Consider the following 19,363-nt stretch of genomic DNA (forward strand, 5'->3'; position numbering starts at 1 on the left):
AAGCCTGCCGGTGCGTTAGTTACACTTTGGTAATAAAACCTCTATGATAGTAGTGTGAAAGAAAAGCGTATCTCTAATCTCAATATCGCCAACGTGCTCACGGTTATCCGATTGGCACTTGTGCCGGTATTTGTCGTGTCCTTTATCGAAGATACTGATCCGCGCCGCTGGTTGGCGTGGGGAATTTTTGCGATCGCTGCTTTTACCGACAAACTCGATGGTCACTATGCTCGTAAATACAATATGGTGACTAACTTCGGAAAACTCGCAGATTCTATCGCCGACAAGGCGCTCATTATTTCTGGGCTTTTGCTTTTGTCATGGCATGGGCGACTATGGTGGTGGATGACCATCATCTTCATCGTGCGCGAACTAGGTATCACCCTCATGCGTATGTTTATGGTGAAGAAGAAGGTTATGGCTGCGGGTATGGGCGGCAAGATTAAGATGGTCGCTCAATCATTTGGTATTGCTGGCTTGATTTTGCCATGGCATACCTTTCTACCTCTGACAATAGCTGATTTGCTAGTTACTGCGTCCTATGCACTAATGGGCATCGCGTTGGTCTTTGCCATTAGCAGCGCAGTGGAATACATCGTCGAAGCGCGAAAGATTAGTTCACAGCCTGAAGCGGAGTGATTTTCATGGTTGAGTACCAAGACGATTTAGCTCACCAGTTATTAGAACGTTGTGCCGAAAAGGGTTTAACAATAGCGGTTGCTGAATCCCTGACAGGTGGACAATTAGCTTCTACGCTTGTCTCTGTACCGGGAGCTTCTCGCGTTTTTCGTGGGGGAGCAGTTACTTACGCTACGGATACCAAAGCGCATGTGTTAGGTGTTGATGCGCAACGTCTAGCGGACTTCGGCCCGGTTGACCGTGAAGTGGCCAAGCAGATGGCCGCTGGCGTTGGGAAGTTGTTTGATGTGGATGCAGCTTTGGCAACAACCGGAGTAGCTGGTCCGGGTCCAGCTGATGGGCATCCGGCAGGTCACGTGTGGATTGGACTGTGGCGGCGTGGAGGAGATGCGCAAGGATTCGTGTACGATTTTGACGGCGACCGATCCGATGTGAGGTATCGTACAGTGATAGCGAGTTTGTCCCGGCTTCTAGCGGAAATTGAATGTGTTTGAGAGCTTGTGCAGGAGCTATTCAGGCAATTCACAGGTTCACTTGGGAAGATATCTACATCAAGAGGCGTTGAGCTTATTGATGAAAGCTAATGCCAAGAGCTGAAATAGCTTGGCAAGAAGAGGTTGAATAAAGATGACTATGAATGACACCACCCGCGAAACTGTCCTGTTCCGTCGTGAATTGGGCGAAGTCCTTCGTGAGTACCGTCAGCGTCAAGGACGCACACTTCGTGAAGTGTCCTCTGATGCCCGAGTCTCACTTGGCTACCTTTCGGAAGTCGAACGCGGCCAGAAGGAAGCGTCCTCTGAATTGCTACAGTCGATCTCTATGGCGCTCAACGTGCCAATGAGCCACGTACTTCGCCTTGTTGCAGATCGCATCGATGTTGCTGAAGGTCGCATCCCGCCAATGATGCGCAAGCCACGTATTCCGGATTCTGTTCCAGAATCGATCGTGCGTGCTGAATTGGCTGCTATGCGTGGCTAGTAATGAAGCATACGGAGTTCTGGCAGTGTGTTGAGCGAGCTTTTCCGCCTGGATTAGGGCATGGATTAGTTAACGATCTGGTGATACCAGAGCTGGGTTCACGGACTGCGCAACAGGCTTTAGAAGACCATATGGATCCGCAGATAGTGTGGAGCGCATTGCGCAGGAGTATGGATCTTCCAGAAAGATTTGATTACTTACATAAGATTCATCCACGAGATGTGAGTCTCGATGGATGAAGAAGAATGGGCGACTTTTAGTCGCCCATTCTTCTTGTTTTTCAAGGAATATGTGGCTCATGGGTGTCGGGTGAAATCTATGAATGTCGGGTGGAAATCGAACAAGTGTTCGGATAAGGTTGTCCACGGAACACGTTGGAGGTACGTCCTTTCCACCGAATGTTTAGGCGCCAACGTTTTATGTCGGAGGTCGGGCATAAGCTGTTCTCATGAGGTACTCGGGGAGAGGTCTCGTGTAAAGGACCTGTTCTGTTCATTCATTACTATCACGGATGTGAGGAAGCTTTATGGCTGCAAAAGATAAGGAAGCGCGTACCAAGGCGCTCGAAACTGCCCTCGGCCAAATCGATCGACAGTTTGGGAAAGGCTCAGCTATGCGGTTGGGTGATGCTCCGCCACAACGCGTCGCAGTTATTCCTACTGGTTCTTTGGCGCTGGATGTGGCGCTTGGCATCGGTGGCTTGCCTCGTGGTCGCGTGGTAGAAATTTATGGACCTGAATCTTCTGGAAAAACCACCGTGGCGTTGCATGCCGTGGCAAACGCTCAGAAAATGGGAGGTATTGCCGCCTTCGTGGATGCTGAGCATGCTTTAGATCCAGAATATGCCCGTAAGCTCGGCGTTGATACCGATGCGCTGATCGTCTCTCAGCCAGATACTGGAGAGCAGGCGCTAGAGATTGCCGATATGCTGATCCGTTCGGGAGCGTTAGATATTATCGTTATCGATTCCGTTGCTGCCCTCGTGCCGAAGGCTGAAATCGAAGGCGAGATGGGTGATTCACACGTCGGTTTGCAGGCTCGTTTGATGTCGCAAGCATTGCGTAAACTCACCGGTGCACTTTCTGCTGCGGGAACTACCGCAATTTTCATTAACCAGTTGCGTGAAAAGATCGGTGTTTTCTACGGTAACCCAGAAACAACTACTGGCGGTAAGGCGTTGAAGTTCTATGCTTCAGTGCGCTTGGATGTACGCCGCATTGAAACGTTGAAGGAAGGCTCGAACCCGGTTGGTAACCGCACCCGCGTCAAAGTCGTCAAGAATAAGATGGCGCCACCATTCAAGCAGGCTGAGTTCGATATCCTCTACGGTAAGGGTATTTCCACCGAAGGAGGCATTATCGATCTCGCTGTTGATACTGGAATCGTTCGTCGTTCAGGCTCCTGGTACACCTATGAAGGCGATCAGCTGGGTCAGGGTAAGGAAAAGGCTCGCCAATTCCTACTAGATAATCCAGAAATTTCTGAAGAGATCGAACGTAAAGTTCTCGCTTCGATTGGCATCAATAAAGATGGCACACCGATTGAAGAACCAGAAGAAGCTCCAGAGCTGTAAGCGATAGTTAGGGTAGTTGTCTGGGAAGATAGCTACCCTAACTGTTAGTGGTGAAATCATGGTGAATTACGCTGAAGATGCTGAGGAGCGATCTGCTAAACGCAAGTATCGGTCTGCGAGTGAGATTGCTCAGCGGAAGAAAGAACGCGCGCAAGCACGTAGTGAAGAAGAGTGGATCCAGTACGCAAAAGATCTCTGTTACCGGCAACTAGGAATGATGGAACGTTCGGTGGCACAACTGCGTCAATCGATGGAACGCAATCTCGTCCCACCACAGATTATCGAATCGACGCTGGATGCTTTTATTGCTGCCAACCTGGTCAATGATGAACGTTTCGCCATGATGTTTGTGCGATCGAAATTCGCGGAAAAAACAATCTCTCGGCGGGGGCTACAACAAGAGCTGTCACGCAAAGGAATCGATCCGGAAATAGCCCAAGCCGCGTTAGAACAGATCGATGGGGAAGATGAACGCCAAGCGGCGCAAGATTTTGCGATACGCAAGATCCGCACGATGCGCGGGCTTGAGCCCCACGTTATCAAGCGGCGATTATATGGCGCACTCGCCCGGCGCGGATTTAGTCCGAGCCATATCAGCCAGGCTCTCAATCAGGCGCTGGAATCTCTCCAAGACGAAGCATAGTGCGTCTAAAATCGCATATGCCTCGAGGTGCCAGGCAACAACCACCTCTACTAGACTGGCCGGTTGTAGGACATACGAGATGGATAGGCAATCGATGACTAACACACAAGGTAGTTCAGAACTCAAAACGTATGCGGTACGCACTTTAGGGTGCCAGATGAACGTACACGATTCTGAACGACTAGCCGGCTTATTAGATGATGCGGGGGTAGTGCCCGTCGAGCTCGTACCCGAAAAGGCTGCTCGTGCCACCGAAGCCGGTGATCAAGGAGCCGATATTCTCGTCATTAATACCTGTTCGGTGCGCGAAAACGCTGCGAATAAGCTGTTTGGACATCTCGGTCAGCTTAAAGCAGTTAAAGATTCCCGCCCGGGAATGCAAATCGCAGTTGGCGGATGCCTAGCGCAACAATTGCGCGAAGGTATCGTTGAGCGGGCACCGTGGGTGGATGTTGTCCTCGGAACCCACAACCTCGATGTTTTACCAGCACTTCTTGAACGCGCTCGGCACAATAAAAAAGCTGCAGTGGAAATTGAAGAATCCTTAAAGGTCTTTCCGTCCACGCTACCAACCCACCGCGAATCCGCATATGCCGGTTGGGTTTCCATCTCAGTAGGATGTAACAACACCTGCACCTTCTGCATCGTGCCGCATTTGCGCGGAAAAGAACGTGACCGTAGACCAGGCGAAATCTTGTCCGAAATTGAGGCAGTCGTTTCTCAAGGAGCGATCGAAGTTACCCTCCTGGGTCAAAACGTCAACTCCTATGGCGTAGGTTTTGGCGATCGCGGAGCGTTCGCCAAGTTGCTGCGCGCTTGTGGAGATATTGAAGGGCTAGAGCGTGTGCGCTTCACTTCGCCACATCCGGCAGCATTCACTGACGATGTCATCGACGCCATGGCAGAAACACCAAATGTTATGCCGTCGCTGCACATGCCGTTACAATCGGGTTCAGACGCCGTCTTGCGGGCAATGCGTCGTTCATATCGCTCGGCGAAATTCCTTGGTATTCTCGATCGGGTTCGTGAGCGTATCCCGCATGCTGCCATTACCACCGATATTATTGTTGGCTTCCCAGGCGAAACTGAAGAAGATTTCCAAGCGACCCTCGATATCGTCGAAAAATCTCGTTTCGCTTCAGCATTCACCTTCCTCTACTCACCGCGCCCAGGTACTCCGGCAGCTGATATGGACAACCAGGTTCCGGCCGAAGTAGCCTCCGAACGCTACCAGCGCCTCCACGAGCTACAAAAGCGGATCACGCTTGAAGAAAATGAGAAACTCGTCGGCCAACGGGTTGATGTGCTCATCGCTAGTGGCGAAGGCCGAAAGGATGCCGCCACGGCACGTATAACCGGCCGTGCGGCAGATAACCGCCTCGTCCATATTGCATTGCCCAACGAACTTGCCCCCCAGCCGCGCCCAGGGGATATGGTGTCGGCAATCGTCACCCATGCGGCACCCTCGCACCTCGTCGCCGATTCCGCACTCGACGGCGGATTGTTTGAAGTACGTCCAACACGTGCGGGAGACGCCTACGAATCCGGTGAACGCCGCAAAGCACAGCTCGCTGAAGAAGCCGCTGGACGTGCGCCAGTTTCACTCGGCATTCCAGGTATCCTAGTCCGAAAGAACTAACACATGTCATCGCCGGTTATTGCTCTTGTCGGGCCAACAGCATCTGGAAAAACTGCGCTGTCTATCCGCCTCGCCTATGCGCTCGGCGGCCCCGAAAAAGTTGAGATCATTTCCGCAGACGCCATGCAACTCTATCGAGGCATGGATATCGGAACTGCAAAGATAACCCGCGAAGAACGCCAAGGAATCAAACATCATCAGCTTGACGTCCTCGAGATCTCGCAAGCCGCGTCCGTTGCCGCCTATCAAGAACATGCGCGGGAAAATATTGCGCAGATCCAACAACGCGGCAAAATACCACTCGTTGTTGGCGGATCAGGACTGTATGTCAGTGCCCTGCTTGATGAACTCCAATTCCCTGGAACCGATCCGGAGATTCGTGCTGAGCTTGAATCAATCGCTGAAACCCGTGGGCTAGAGCCGCTGATAGCCGAACTTACTGAAAAAGACCCGGTTTCGGCGCAGACCATTAATCTTGCAAACCCCCGCCGTGTTATACGTGCATTAGAAGTCGTCCGGCTAACCGGAAAATCCTATACGCCGGTCTTCCCGCGGCATACCAGCCACTACCAACATACGATCCATCTCGGTGTGCGGCGCGAACGAGCCCAACTTGATCAGGCCATCGCTGAGCGTGCACGAAACATGTTTGATGACGGCCTCGTCGAAGAAACTCTGGTCCTTATTGACCACGGTTTGCGCGAAAGTCCCACAGCATCCAAAGCAACCGGGTATGCGCAAGCAATCGACGTCGTCGATAAGAAAATCAGTATCGAACAAGCTGCCGAAGAAGTCGCATTCTTTACGCGACGCCTAGCGAAAAAACAGCGCACCTGGTTCCGGCCAGATCCTCGGATCAACTGGATAGATATCTCTCCCGAACACCTCGACCGCGCCACGCACGAAGCTGTTAGTTTGATCGAGAACGCACGTGCAGGACTCTAAAGCCCTTCGCTGAACCCAGTTTTTCGGTTGGGAAGCCCTGCTCGTTGAGCCAATTCGCTAACGGATCAGCACCAAGATTCTTCTGAACCACCAAAAACGCTTGGCCGGTAGGGGACAACTTATCCAACCATGTCAGCAATAACTCGTGCAACGCCGCCTTACCGATCCTGATTGGCGGATTGGACCACAACAAGTCGATACCTTCATGTCGACCAGCCGCAATCTCCGCATCCAACTGAGCCGAAAGCTCATCAGCCAGCTTCACCTCGACGTTTGAAAAACCCTGCTCAGCAGCATTGTGTGCAGTCAAATCCAGTGCACGCTCATTGACGTCACACGCCACAACCCGCGCCTGCGGATAGCTATAGGCCAGACCCAGCGTAATCGGACCCCAGCCACAACCAATATCGGCAACCAGCGCGCCCGCATCAAGTTCGACCAGCGGAACCTTGTGAAGTAAAACCGCCGTGCCCTTATCCAAACCAGAAGGGGAAAAAACACCGCCATCAGTTGTTGCAGACCATTCGCGCCCCAACGCTGAATACGAACGGGTACGCGGATCAGAAGCACTAAGCGGAGAATCAGAAAAGTAATGATCGTTCACCCATCCAACGATACGTTGCCGAAGAATAGATGTCCATGCTGTGTACACCGGCAGAAAGTGAGATAATGAAGAATACGTATTTTTACAAAAGGAGATTTCAATTTCTGAACCAAAGGCAGCACAGCCAACACAACACGAAAATGACACGTCCAACGGCGCACACGTCGATCTGAGTTCCTATGAAGGAACCGCGCTTCAAGAAAACCCAGCCTATGACGGCCAGTGGGCAGGCGAGTCCTTCGAACGTGAAGAACGCTCCTCACTCCGCCGAGTTACCAGCTTGGCCACCGAACGCGACGACAAGGTCGACGTCGAATACCGCCAGCTACGGCTCGAACGCGTCATACTTGTTGGCCTGTGGCGAGAAGGGCCCTATGAAGGCGCCCAAGACTCGCTACGCGAACTAGCTGCACTGGCAGAAACCGCCGGCTCGACCGTCCTTGATGGCTTGATCCAAAAACGCCAACTGCCAGACCCGGCCACCTACCTCGGCTCTGGAAAAGCGAAAGAACTCGCCGCTATCGTCGAAAGTACCGGAGCGGACACCGTCATCGTTGATTCAGAACTAGCTCCCTCCCAACGTCGCGCATTAGAAGACGTTGTCAATGTTAAAGTCATTGACCGTACCGCACTTATCCTCGACATCTTTGCCCAGCACGCGAAATCAAAAGAAGGCAAAGCCCAAGTCGAACTTGCTCAGCTGGAATACCTCTTGCCGCGTCTACGCGGATGGGGTGAATCGATGTCCCGCCAGGCCGGAGGGCGAGTGGCAGGCGGTGCTGGTATCGGATCACGTGGACCAGGTGAAACTCAGCTCGAAATGGATCGGCGCCGAATCCGTACCCGCATGGCGAAACTACGTGCCGATATCAAAGCGATGGAACCGGCACGTGTCACCCGGCGTGCCTCACGTACCAAAAACTCCGTGCCCGCCGTCGTCGTTGTCGGTTATACAAACGCCGGAAAATCCTCGTTGCTTAACACCCTCACCGGTGCCGGGGTGCTGGTAGAAAACGCCCTGTTTGCCACCCTTGATCCTACAGTTCGACGTACCCAAACCCGTGACGGGCGCGAATACACCCTCACCGATACAGTCGGCTTCGTACGGAACTTGCCTACCCAGCTCGTCGAAGCTTTCCGTTCCACACTTGAAGAAGTTGGTTCAGCAGATCTCTTGCTTCACGTCGTCGATGCCTCCCACCACGATCCGGTCAGCCAAATCCAGGCAGTGCGCGCCGTTTTAGCAGATGTGCCCGGAGCTGATACAGTTCGCGAACTTATCGTCTTGTCCAAGGCTGACCTCGCAGACCCCATCGATGTTGCCACGTTACGTAGCCGATACCCAAAATCTGTTCTCGTCTCGGCCGTCACCGGAGAGGGGATCGATGAACTCAACGAACGTATCGATCAGCTCCTGCCACATCCAGAAATTTTAATCGACGTCACCGTGCCATTTTCACGCGGTGACATCGTTTCGCGTATCCACGACGACGGCGAAATTTTCGCTGAAACATTCGCCGAGGACGGCACCCACATCAACGCGCACGTCACTGAAGAAATCGTCGGCTTATTACACGAGGCTGGACTGATGCCACGTGAGTGACCTTGAAGGGCTACTCTCCGGCGTCGTCGAATCGGTTGGTGGTAGCGCACGCGAAGGGCAAATCGAGATGGCTCACCGGGTCGCAGAAGCCCTGGAAAGTCAAGGCCACCTCCTAGTTCAGGCGGGAACCGGAACTGGTAAATCCTTCGGGTATCTTGTGCCGGTGCTACAGTGGGCGGCAACCAGTGGCAAACGAGCGATTATCTCCACTGCAACCTTGGCCCTCCAACGCCAGATTATGCTCAACGATGCGCCGCGTGTCAAAGACGTCATCCATAAAGAACTCGGCACACACGTTGAAGTAGCGTTACTTAAAGGCTGGCACAACTATGTGTGCTTGCGGAAAGCCACTGGCGGATATCCGGAAGAAGGAACACTGCTGTCGCGCGCCGAAGGCGAGGTGGGGGCAACTGCAACCGGCGAAGAAGTCATGCGTGCGCGCGAATGGGCGATGAGCACCGACACTGGCGATCGTGACGATTTGGTGCCGGGTGTGTCCGATCGGGCATGGGCACAAGTATCTGTTCCTAAACGCGAATGTATCGGCGATAAATGTCCTGTGCGGCAAAGCTGCTTCCCGTATCTTGCCCGGGAAAAGGCTGATGACGCGCAAGTGATCGTCACCAACCATGCCATGTTAGGTGTTGCTGCTACTGGTTTCCCTGTTTTACCTGAAGCCCACGCATATATCGTTGACGAGGCTCATGACCTTGCCGATCGAGTGACGTCCCAGCTTACGCGTATGCTTTCCAAATATGAGATTGCGGCGGTGGCACGTCTCATGCGACGAAGTGGTTTGGATGATGCCGGACTCGATGATTGTACGGACGAGCTCAGTGAACTGCTTGCCGAGCTGCCAGAGGGGCGGTTAACTGAACTTTCTCAAGAGCTACTCGACGTTATTGCCCGAATCGCGGGCCGTTTGCAGGTGGCCGGTGAGGATATTGCAGGGTTATCGAATCTGAACGAAGAGCAAGCAACGGCGAAGTATATTTTGCGCTCGCGAGTGAGTGAACTCCATGACCTGTGCAGCGATTTGTTGGGTGACGCGGTTGGCAACGATCAGCTGGTGGTGTGGAAGGCCGAATATGGCGATGGTACGTCTGCGCTGTATATCGCGCCGTTGGATGTTGCGCATTCGTTGGCTGATAATTTGTTTGAAGACCAGCCAACGATTTTGACATCGGCGACGTTGAAGATCGGCGGCTCATTCGATGCGATGGCGAGTCGCGCTGGACTGTCGTTCCCGAGCCAGGGCCCGTGGGAGGGCGTCGATGTTGGTAGTCCGTTCACTCCGGAAAAGCAAGGTGTGTTGTATATTGCAGCGCATATGCCGATTCCTGGTAAAGAGGGATATGGCGACGAGCAGTTGCAAGAGATTACGGAGTTGATTCTGGCTTCCGACGGCGGGGCGCTGGGTTTGTTTACTTCGCGGGCTGCGGCAGTGCGTGCGGCGGAGTATGTGCGTGAGCGAGTTGATCTTCCGATTTTTGTGCAGGGTGAAGATCAGCTGTCGACGTTGGTGGCTAGCTTTGCAGGCGACGAGCGAGCATGCTTGTTTGGCACGTTATCGTTGTGGCAAGGTGTTGATGTTCCGGGCCGGACGTGCCGGTTGGTGATTATTGATAGGATTCCGTTTCCGCGGCCTAACGATCCGTTGACTCAGGCACGTACGGAAGCGGTGGAACAAGCAGGCGGTAGTGGTTTTATGAGCATTACTGCGACTCAAGCTGCGTTGTTGTTGGCACAGGGCGCTGGCCGGTTATTGCGTCGTTCTTCTGACCGTGGGGTAGTAGCGGTGTTGGATCCGCGATTGAAAACTAAGCGATATGCGGGTTTTCTTCTTGCTTCAATGCCACGAATGTGGCCGACGGTGGATCCGATGATTGTGCGTGAGGTGTTACAACGTCTCGCTAAAAAAGACTGATGAGCGCGGCCGTTGTTTGCGTGAGCGTTGGTTGTACGCGTTCGCTAGGTGTAACGTGGTGCGTGGCCGGGTTTAATAGCCAGTGTAGCCGGGCCTTATAGCGCGCGTCTCCGACTGTTATAGTGCACGCAGCACAGTGACGATGCGGCCAATAATTTGCGCATCATCTGCTGGGATAGGTGCGTAGTCTGGGTTGCGCGGGAGTAGCCACTGGTGCCCATCTGTACGCGACAAAACTTTAACGGTTGCTTCGCCATCGATCATGGCAGCGACGATTTCGCCTTGCTCAGCGTTGGGCTGACGGCGCACAACCACCCAATCGCCATCACAGATCGCTGCATCAATCATTGAATCCCCGCTGACTTGGAGCATGAAGAGTTCGCCCGATCCAGTTAGCTGACGGGGGAGTGGGAAGGTATCTTCGACGTGCTGTTCGGCAAGAATTGGTGCACCGGCGGCAATCCGGCCAACGAGTGGAACAGCGACAGTATTGTGTTCAGAGAAAGGTGACGCAATATCCGTTTGGCGCTCGGAGAACGAATTAGTTGGATCAGACACTTGGTGAGTACGCGGGGTAGATCCAGAACCAGTTTCGAGAATGGAACCACTGAATGTGCCAGTTTCGGTATCTAACCGCATGCCGAGTTCGGTGATTTCCAAAGTGCGTGATCTGCCGCGATCGGACGTGAGGATACCGGCTTTAATAAGAACATCGATTTGGTGCTTAACCGACGATGACGATTTCAAACCAACATATTCACCGATTTCACGAACTGTGGGTGAATAGCCACGTTGCGCAGTCAGGTCGCGCATGGCCTGAACGATAGCGAGTTGCCTGGCGCTAAGTGATGAGGGCAGTGGCATATCAGGCTCAATTCTACGTACGGCTGGCTGGTGTTGGCGGTGAGCTTTAACGACATCTCGATAGGGGGTGTACATCAAAATGTGTGGGAGCTCGTTGATTAACTGATATCAAGCCTAATGCAGGTGGAAGAAAGAATCAAACACATGTTCGGACGCGTTCGAACATGTGTTCTAGACAAGCGTTCGAACATCCGTTACACTTAGAACAGATGTTCGAATAGGAAAACGAGGGGGCTAACATGTCGGTAGCAGATATCCGTAATTATGAAGCCGTTAATGCTGGTGCTCAGCCTGTCAAGAAGCCGCAATTAAAAGTTGTGCGCGCTGATCAGTTGCGCTCCACATCGGCCGCTGTTCGTCAACCTCGTCTTGTGTGTCCGGATCATCCCCGTACGAGCGGAGCTCCTGCGCTTTATGCTGTACCTACAGCGCCTTCGGCTAGTTCAGCCGGGGCAGTTGGAGCCGTATGGCGGCTCCAACAAGGTCAGTGCTCTGTAGATCAGCGAGAAGAGGTCGTCCGTTCTGACTTAGCCAGTAACCTCGTATCGGGATGGCAGCAGTTGAAGGAAGTTATAGTCTCATTGCATTTCAAAGCAGTAGCGGGATTCCTTGGATTAATGGCAAGTTCGGTTATCGCTGGCGTGTTAGTCGTTGGAGCACTCGGCCTTTTCCCCAGTGCCGGAGCGGTTCGCGTGGTCCAACCAGGCGATACAGTTATGTCCATCGCTTCGTCAATGCAAGCACCGATCGAAACCGATCAAGTAGTGGCAGATATTTATGCTCTCAACGCTATTGAGGGTGAGCGAATCATTCCAGGTCAAGAAATCGTTCTTCCGCAATACTAAGGTGTCTCTTAAACTGTAAAACTTTGCAATATCGCGATAATCTTGTTGTATGCATTGTCCTTTCTGCAGATACGCTGATTCGCGCGTCATAGATACCCGAACGTCGGATGACGGAATGATCATTCGTCGCCGTCGTGAGTGCCCCAACTGTAAACGGCGTTTTTCAACGTCTGAATCTGCAACACTGATGGTTGTGAAACGCTCGGGAACCTCAGAGTCATTCTCACGTGAAAAGATCGTCTCAGGTGTTGGAAAGGCCTGCCAAGGCAGGCCGGTTACTGACGATCAGTTGGCAGTACTGGCTCAACAGGTCGAAGAAAGCATCCGTGCCCAGGGGCTCGCTCAAATCGAAGCACACGATATCGGTCGCGAAATTCTTGATCCTCTGCGGAACCTCGATCGAATTGCTTATCTTCGATTCGCCTCAGTATATTCCAACTTCGACTCACTCGAAGATTTCGAAGAGGCAATAGCCGATTTACGTGCAGAAGCGCAATGATTGTATCCGACTTAGTTTTGCCAATGTCTCAGATGGTCCAAGTTTCTGACACAGTTTAGTCATTAATAGTATGAGTGTGGCCCCAGATAACTATCTGGGCCACACTCATAGATACTTCGTCAGCACGTCAGCTACTTGTTGGTCGGACCATCTGAAGAATCATCTGTTGAACCGTCTGCTTCGGTATTGCGGTCGTGTTCCGGCTCATCAGCTGGTGCAGGTTTCTCGCTCTGTGTTGTTGTTCCTTTTGAAGCGAAAAATCCGTCAATGCCCTCACGTTGCTGCGCTAACCACATCTTGAAGTTCTCGATCGAAAGACCGGACTGGGTTGCAGATACTTCGAGCTCTTTTTCGATCTGTGACCGATCCGATAGCTGAGAGAGCTGATCGGCCATGCGTGCACGGAAAGCCTCAAATTTCTCAGCATTTTGCTCCGTCCACACCTTCCAATCTTCACGAGAAGCCTCAGTACGATCGCGCAGACTTGCCAGATAGTCATCAACCATCGAAGATGCAGATGCCGAAACTTCGGAAATCTTCTCCCGCCACTGACCCGAACTCAACTCGAACGAAGCTAGTTTTTCCCGGACCGAGCGACGCATCACTTTACCGATCTGCGATCGCGGCAGCTCATCGAGAATGGCAATCGACTTCGGCATTGCGTAATGCGAAAGTTTGTCTTCAGTCCACCTACGAACAGCTTCCAAATCAACCTTCGAACCCGGTTCCAGCACGAGAGCTGCGACAACGGATTCCGAAAATGAGTCAGTAGGCATTCCTACTACGGCTACGTCAACGACGCCCGGCATTTGGCGGACGGCCTCTTCAACTTGTGATGGGTAGACGTTAAAGCCACCATTGATGATCATTTCCTTCCGCCGGTCAGCCATCACAATGAAACCGTTATCCCACTTCCCGAGATCGCCAGTGCGAAGCCAGCCCCCCTCTAGCAGTGCGTAGGCGGTTTCTTCATCGTTGCCTAAGTAACCTTGGAAAACCTGCGGTCCACGAGCGCAAATCTCACCGACTTGACCGTCCTCGGTGAACTCGCGGGAAGGGTCATCTGGATCAACTATTTTGACTTCGGTACCTGGAAATGGAACGCCTAAAGTGGAGGGTCGCCGTGTCGGAGCAACCGGGGAAGCTGCAATAACCGGGGATGCTTCACTCATGCCGTAACCTTCGATGAGATAGCCCCCTGTGGCTTTCTCCCAGCGTGTGGCTAGTTGGGGGTCTAATGCCATTGCGCCAGAAACTGAGAAGCGAATCGTCGAAAGATCGGCCTTTTTGCCCGAATCCAGCGCGTCCAAAATCTTCTTATACATTGGCGGGACACCACCGAAGAAAGTAATCGGATGGCGGGCATGCCCAGCGAGTAGAATATCGACATCAAAGGAAGGCGTCATCACAATCGTTGTCGCAGAATTGACGCATAAGCTCAACGATAGTTGAAGGCCGAACGCATGGAAGAACGGCAAAATAGCAGCTACCGTCTCATCGCCACGTTTAAATCCATTGAGCCACATTTCGTTTTGCTTCGCGTTTGCAATAATGTTGCGATGCGAAAGTTTAACCGCTTTTGAAACGCCAGTTGTTCCACCAGTTTGTAGTAAAACTGCGATCGCATCTTGCGTGACATGTGATGCACTAGCGATATCCGAAGGATCGGCATAACGAACTTGATTGTCCCACGAGTGTACGCCCGCAGGTACTTTTCCTCGTAGTTTTGCACGTTGCTCGCGAGCTGCCTTAATCGGTAGCTTCAACAGTAGCTGCGATTTGGTAGGTAAAGATTTAACAAGATTGACTGATAGGTAAGTCCGTCCGCGGAAATCGCCGTCGGCAAGCATTTTTTCGATAGTCTGTTCCCAGGCAATGACAACTTTAGAGCCAACAAGGTCAATCTCCCGGTTGAGTTGCGCGACAGGTGCTAGCGGATTATGTTCCGCAACCGTGGCTCCTAAAGCGATAATGGCATAGAAAGCAGTGAAATGCTGCGGGCAGTTGGGTTGAATAACTGAAACGACGTCGCCCTCGCGTACGCCACACATTTTCAAAACAGTAATCGCACGCTGAACATCTGCGCCGATTTCCTCGTATGTCCATTCACGACCAAGAAAATCAATTGCAACTCTCTTCGGAAAATCCGCAATGGCCTCAACAAGCATCTGTTCCATAGTGAAATCTGGAATCGAGACTGTGGTGCTGACACCTTCAGGGTAGTGTTCTGTGCCACGCGGCGGGGTTGTCATATCCGTGCTCCTTCAATGTGGTTGTGAGTGGATAACGAACTACTTTCATCTGTAAACTTACCAGACCGTAAGTTGTGTGTGAAGTTCTATTTTTATGTGTGTTTAGCGCAACGCTTCAGGCAGGTGGGCATCAGAAACCACAGCCATTCTTCGTGTTGCTCGCGTCATGGCGACATACAGATCGCCCGGGCCCTCGTCGCCAAGAGACAATGGATTGACTAGGACTATCGTGTCGAACTCAAGGCCTTTCGATTGACGGGCGGTCATGACGTGGATACGTTGGCTGACGTCGGTGCCTGACGAGTCAATGGACCATTGAGCGAGATCAGGATGGTTGGTGATAGCAGAACCGGCAGTTGAACGCATGCTAGTTGGGACTATCACCGCCAAAGTCCCGTGGTTGGTGCCATATTCAGCATCCAAACGAGCTGATTCAACGGCGATGCGTTTGACCAGCGTGTCGTTGAGCTGTTCTGCTGTTGTTTCGTCGTAGCCGTAGGTATCAGGTAGATCCCGGACGGCTCTGATAGGGCGAACGGGATGGCCGATATGCGTCATAACGTTCGCGGCTCGCTCTAGCAACGACGATGGGGTGCGGTAGGACATCGTCAGTTCGTCAATCCGGGTGAACTCACCGAGGGCTCCGAGAGCTTGCTTCCATCCGCCTGCTGGAGCACCGTCAGGGCGCTGGTCGACGTCCCCGACGATAGTCATCGAGCGTGCTGGATTGCGTCGAGCAATCATCCGCCACTGCATATCAGATAGTTCTTGAGCTTCGTCAACCACAACATGCCCGTAGGTCCATGCGCGGTCGGCGGCGGCTCGATCCGCAAGCGAGTCAGCTGAGCGATCGCCGTAAAGACGATCAGCGACATCTCCGGCGTTGACAATGCCTTCGCCTAAACCCATTGCATCCATGGTTTCAGACACATAGGAATCGTGACGACGACGTTGTTCGTTCACGGCACGTTCTTGGGCGAGTTCCGCATCCGAACTGAACTCGCCAAGATGCTCAGCTAGTTCATCAAGAATGGGAATGTCGGCGCGGGTGAACCCGGAGTTACGGTCCCGGCGCAACAACTGACGTTCTTCTTCGGTCAGCTCCGGTGCGATTCGTGCCAGTAACTCAGGATAGTGATAGATACGCGTTAGGAGCGTGGTTGCTGAAGAAGGTAGCCAATGAAGATTAATTTCCCGACGGGCATCAATCGATTCCACAATATCGCCATAGAGGAAGTCGTTATTCGACAAGTCGATCTCTAACGCATCGGCTAACTGTTCAGCCAGCCGTTCCACCAAATATTTCGCATACACCTCGCGTGCCTGGTTGTGTGCTTTTTGGCTTCGCCGGGCCCGGCGTTGGGCAGCTTCAACCATCTTCGGTGTGAGATGGAGTTTCTTGCCATTGACGGTGATCGAGGCAGTGCTACGACGTGGTTTTTCCACGATCCGTGTGATGGCGCGTTCGGCAAACGTTACCCAACGTCGGTCCCCTTTCAGCTCGGCTACGCGAGCGTCCTCGTGTGCTGTTACGCGCACGCCGGGGAGTAGATCCTCCACCGTCGTCGAAACTACGTCGGATTCACCCAATGCGGGTAGAACCTGATCAATGTATCGCAAGAAAATTGGCGACGGGCCAATGATCAACACTCCAGACCGGGCCAGACGTTCACGATAGGTATAGAGCAAGTAGGCCGCACGGTGCAATGCTACTGCGGTTTTCCCAGTTCCTGGACCGCCTTGGACAACCATAATTCCGTTAATGTCAGAGCGGATAATACGGTCTTGTTCTGTTTGTATTGTGGCGACAATATCGCCCATACGTCCGTCGCGGGCTTTACTCATTGCTGCGAACAGTGCGCCTTCACCAGTGAGGTTAAGGTCGTCTGATTGTTCACCGGAATCAGTTAAGAGTTCGTCTTCGACGCCAATCACCTCACGTAGCCTTGTTTGGATATGTCGACGACGGCGAACATTGCCCGGATGTGCGGCGGTTGCTTGATAAAATGGCTCTGATTGGGGAGCGCGCCAGTCTGTGAGCACAATATCATTATTCACATCGCGTAATGTGGTGCGACCGATATGGTGGACTGCGCCGTCTTGAGAATCGAGACGGCCTAAAACCAATCGATTTTCGACATTGCGTAGTCGAGCAAGATTGTCCTCGTAATGTGTAGCGAACGAATCGCGTTCAGAGACTTGGCCCGGGGTGCCGCGCCCGCCTTGCGCACGTACTTTCCTCAGTTGCTCATCGTAGTACTGGCGTTGCTTATCGAGTGCTTGGTAAGCATAAGAAACGAACTCTTGTTCTTCAGCAATCGCCCTGGATTGTGCATTCTGTTCTGAGGTTTCAGCCATCACTTATGCCCTTCGCTTGAGAAACTGAGTTCCATAATTATTCCCTATTTCACGGATGAAAGCATAGCTAAGTGCAGATCATGAAATGTGGTTCTCATTATTCAATACAGACATCGAAGCCCTCCATGATTTAAGGTAGAGGCATACAATAGCTTGCCAGGGGGAGAGATGACGAATTACGCGATATACCCAGAACAACTTGGAGAACTCAAAGTTCCAACTCTTGTTATCGGTCTTGTCGATCACCTTGTCGATCCCGGTGCTATCGGGCAGGCCGTGAACGCCTGTATAGATCTTTTAGATTCAGTTGAGGTGCTGTCCTTCGATTCCGATCCGCTCTACGACTACCGAGCTCAGCGACCGATCGTGACCTATGTTGACGGCCAACTTGCCTCAAGTGCTGAGCCAAGCATGGAACTCGATTTAGTCACTGACGTCCGTGGCGAATCGTTCTTGTTCTTGCATGGAACTGAACCAGATTTCCATTGGCCTCGGTTAACGGCAGATATCATTGAGATTATCGAGCGTTTCGGCGTAGAGAAAGTCTTTTCGATCCACGGCATGCCAGCTCCAGTTCCGCACACTCGAGCAGCCGATATGCTCATTCGCACCACACAGAAGGTAGAGAACTCTGACGTGGTTTATGGACAAGCTAGCCACCCAGCGTCGTTAGCTGACTATCTTGAGTTTCATCTAGGGCAGTCAGGGCACGCTGCAACAAACATCCGAGTACGCGTTCCGCTGTATATGTCACGTTCGGATATGCCATTCTTTTCAGGCGCGCTCGCGGTGGTCCGCCAGCTTGCGGCTTTGGGCGGGCCAACAATTCCACTGGGCGATCTCGAACAGCATGAAGACCAGCAAAGTGTTGAGCTAGCGGCAATAGCTGAACAGGATTCGCAGTTCTCTGCCATGGTTGAACAGTTCGAGACCGGCTACGATTCGTCTGAAGAAGGGTTCGTCACGGCCCATGACGACGCCGGTCCGTTGCCGACGTCGGAAGAAATCGGCGCGGTCGTGGAAAAGTTTCTTGCAATGCAAAACTCCAACCCGCTCGAAGGCGCGAAATCAGAGCCAGAGCCGGTAGCAAAGACCAAGTCGAAAGACGGCGACGTTCACGATCTACGTACGCATCTGAAGAATTCGTTAGCGCAGCTATTTAATCGGAAGCAGGATCCGGAGAACTAGGCCAGCCTATGCCTTGATCTGTCAGCGGCGTGTATCCGTTACTTTGCCGCAGGAGACTTTCCCCGGAGACAACCTGGGCTGGCATCGGTAATTTGCGTAACGCACGGTTGATATCATCGTGTGCGATCGGGCTGTGTGAAGCTAACAGTATGACGTTGCCATAGCGGCGTTTCTTCATAATCGCTGGATCGGTAATAGCGGCCAGATGAGCGAAGGACCCACTAGCTGCACCAACCTCGCGATATAGCGAGGGCAGTATCTGCCGATCTGCGATATTGACGCAGTAGATCCCGTCCTCGGCAAGCAATCGAGCAGCTTGTATATAAGCTTCCACGGTTGCCATATGCTGGGGGATAACCCCGTCCATAAACGTATCGCGCACAATCACCTGCCATTTCCCCGAATTTGTATCCAGGGTAGTTCGCGCATCTTGGGTGCGGATCCGAAGCGCTGGCGAAGCAGGCAGATCGAAATGGGCGCGAGCAATCGTTGCCAGCTCCGGATCGATTTCAATAGCTAACTGACGTGAACGCGGACGCAACGCGGCAAAACAACGGGCGAGCGCACAACCAGCCCCACCTAAATGCAATACGCGCAGGCCACCATTACCCGGGAAACTTGCATCGACCGCCACTCGAATATGTTGCATATATTCGAACTCGAGGTGGGTAGGATCCGATAAATCGATAGCTGACGATTCGGCGTCATCGATAAACAGCGTGCGAAGATTCTCACGTGTATCGATACGTATTGTTGAACTAGCAGTGTCGAAAGTGTCAATCCGTGTTCTTCGAGCCATCCCC

The 19,363-nt window shown here is 52.6% G+C and carries 18 protein-coding genes; 13 read left to right on the plus strand and 5 right to left on the minus strand.

Translation table 11 applies throughout. From position 1 onward, the window contains the following. The first annotated feature begins 54 nt into the window (after nucleotides 1-54). The 8 genes from pgsA to miaA all read left to right on the plus strand — a co-directional run bounded on the left by pgsA (nucleotide 55) and on the right by miaA (nucleotide 6,420). A complete protein-coding gene (pgsA, locus tag JTE88_RS03170) occupies nucleotides 55-639 on the plus strand; it encodes a CDP-diacylglycerol--glycerol-3-phosphate 3-phosphatidyltransferase (RefSeq protein ID WP_204425337.1) in 585 nt (194 codons plus the stop codon). Between the two features lie 5 nt (nucleotides 640-644). Further along, nucleotides 645-1,133 (plus strand): CinA family protein, encoded by a 489-nt coding sequence (locus JTE88_RS03175; RefSeq protein ID WP_204425340.1) that lies wholly within the window; start codon nucleotides 645-647, stop codon nucleotides 1,131-1,133. A 133-nt stretch (nucleotides 1,134-1,266) separates the two neighbouring features. Next, complete coding sequence (locus JTE88_RS03180) at nucleotides 1,267-1,620, plus strand: helix-turn-helix domain-containing protein (RefSeq protein WP_420826935.1); 354 nt, start codon at nucleotides 1,267-1,269, stop codon at nucleotides 1,618-1,620. Nucleotides 1,621-1,622: 2 nt separating this feature from the next. Next, complete coding sequence (locus JTE88_RS03185; RefSeq protein WP_204425342.1) at nucleotides 1,623-1,859, plus strand: DUF3046 domain-containing protein; 237 nt, start codon at nucleotides 1,623-1,625, stop codon at nucleotides 1,857-1,859. A gap of 287 nt (nucleotides 1,860-2,146) precedes the next feature. Continuing rightward, nucleotides 2,147-3,193: a recombinase RecA gene (gene recA, locus JTE88_RS03190; RefSeq protein ID WP_204425343.1), complete on the plus strand. Its 1,047-nt coding sequence runs from the start codon at nucleotides 2,147-2,149 to the stop codon at nucleotides 3,191-3,193. A 58-nt stretch (nucleotides 3,194-3,251) separates the two neighbouring features. Continuing rightward, a complete protein-coding gene (locus JTE88_RS03195) occupies nucleotides 3,252-3,836 on the plus strand; it encodes a regulatory protein RecX (protein WP_204425344.1) in 585 nt (194 codons plus the stop codon). Between the two features lie 94 nt (nucleotides 3,837-3,930). After that, nucleotides 3,931-5,475, plus strand: a complete 1,545-nt coding sequence (gene miaB, locus JTE88_RS03200) for a tRNA (N6-isopentenyl adenosine(37)-C2)-methylthiotransferase MiaB (RefSeq protein WP_204425345.1) — start codon at nucleotides 3,931-3,933, stop codon at nucleotides 5,473-5,475. A 3-nt stretch (nucleotides 5,476-5,478) separates the two neighbouring features. Further along, entirely contained in the window at nucleotides 5,479-6,420 is a 942-nt protein-coding gene (miaA, locus tag JTE88_RS03205; RefSeq protein ID WP_204425346.1) for a tRNA (adenosine(37)-N6)-dimethylallyltransferase MiaA, read from the plus strand. Here miaA and JTE88_RS03210 read toward each other — a convergent pair. Further along, the gene (locus JTE88_RS03210) at nucleotides 6,386-7,072 is read right to left on the minus strand and encodes a class I SAM-dependent methyltransferase (protein WP_239519553.1); all 687 of its coding nucleotides are present in this window, start codon (nucleotides 7,070-7,072) and stop codon (nucleotides 6,386-6,388) included. The genes miaA and JTE88_RS03210 overlap by 35 nt on opposite strands. A 46-nt stretch (nucleotides 7,073-7,118) precedes the next feature. Between JTE88_RS03210 and hflX the strand changes: the two genes are divergently transcribed. Beyond that, a complete protein-coding gene (hflX, locus tag JTE88_RS03215) occupies nucleotides 7,119-8,627 on the plus strand; it encodes a GTPase HflX (protein ID WP_420826938.1) in 1,509 nt (502 codons plus the stop codon). Next, nucleotides 8,620-10,554, plus strand: a complete 1,935-nt coding sequence (locus JTE88_RS03220; protein ID WP_239519554.1) for an ATP-dependent DNA helicase — start codon at nucleotides 8,620-8,622, stop codon at nucleotides 10,552-10,554. Before hflX ends, JTE88_RS03220 begins: the two co-directional genes overlap by 8 nt. Nucleotides 10,555-10,671: 117 nt before the next feature. Here JTE88_RS03220 and lexA read toward each other — a convergent pair whose 3' ends face one another. Then, on the minus strand, nucleotides 10,672-11,493 hold the full coding sequence (gene lexA, locus JTE88_RS03225; RefSeq protein ID WP_239519555.1) for a transcriptional repressor LexA: 822 nt from the start codon (nucleotides 11,491-11,493) through the stop codon (nucleotides 10,672-10,674). 164 nt (nucleotides 11,494-11,657) lie between these two features. On the opposite strand from lexA, the gene JTE88_RS03230 reads away from it, so the two are divergent. Together JTE88_RS03230 and nrdR are read left to right on the plus strand one after the other, a co-directional pair. Beyond that, a complete protein-coding gene (locus JTE88_RS03230) occupies nucleotides 11,658-12,263 on the plus strand; it encodes a LysM peptidoglycan-binding domain-containing protein (protein WP_204425347.1) in 606 nt (201 codons plus the stop codon). 49 nt (nucleotides 12,264-12,312) lie between these two features. After that, nucleotides 12,313-12,762 (plus strand): transcriptional regulator NrdR, encoded by a 450-nt coding sequence (gene nrdR / locus JTE88_RS03235; protein WP_204425348.1) that lies wholly within the window; start codon nucleotides 12,313-12,315, stop codon nucleotides 12,760-12,762. A gap of 131 nt (nucleotides 12,763-12,893) precedes the next feature. Here the strand turns inward: nrdR and JTE88_RS03240 are convergent, their stop codons facing one another. After that, nucleotides 12,894-15,014, minus strand: a complete 2,121-nt coding sequence (locus JTE88_RS03240) for an AMP-binding protein (protein ID WP_204425349.1) — start codon at nucleotides 15,012-15,014, stop codon at nucleotides 12,894-12,896. 102 nt (nucleotides 15,015-15,116) lie between these two features. Next, on the minus strand, nucleotides 15,117-17,372 hold the full coding sequence (locus JTE88_RS03245; protein ID WP_204425351.1) for a HelD family protein: 2,256 nt from the start codon (nucleotides 17,370-17,372) through the stop codon (nucleotides 15,117-15,119). Nucleotides 17,373-17,540: 168 nt separating this feature from the next. On the opposite strand from JTE88_RS03245, the gene JTE88_RS03250 reads away from it, so the two are divergent. After that, entirely contained in the window at nucleotides 17,541-18,560 is a 1,020-nt protein-coding gene (locus JTE88_RS03250) for a PAC2 family protein (protein ID WP_204425353.1), read from the plus strand. Here JTE88_RS03250 and JTE88_RS03255 read toward each other — a convergent pair. Continuing rightward, complete coding sequence (locus JTE88_RS03255; protein WP_204425354.1) at nucleotides 18,532-19,359, minus strand: spermidine synthase; 828 nt, start codon at nucleotides 19,357-19,359, stop codon at nucleotides 18,532-18,534. The two genes, JTE88_RS03250 and JTE88_RS03255, sit on opposite strands and share 29 nt — an antisense overlap. Nucleotides 19,360-19,363 lie beyond the last annotated feature (4 nt).

The sequence above is a fragment of the Arcanobacterium phocisimile genome, assembly GCF_016904675.1.
In the GTDB taxonomy this organism is placed as follows: Bacteria; Actinomycetota; Actinomycetes; order Actinomycetales; family Actinomycetaceae; genus Arcanobacterium; species Arcanobacterium phocisimile.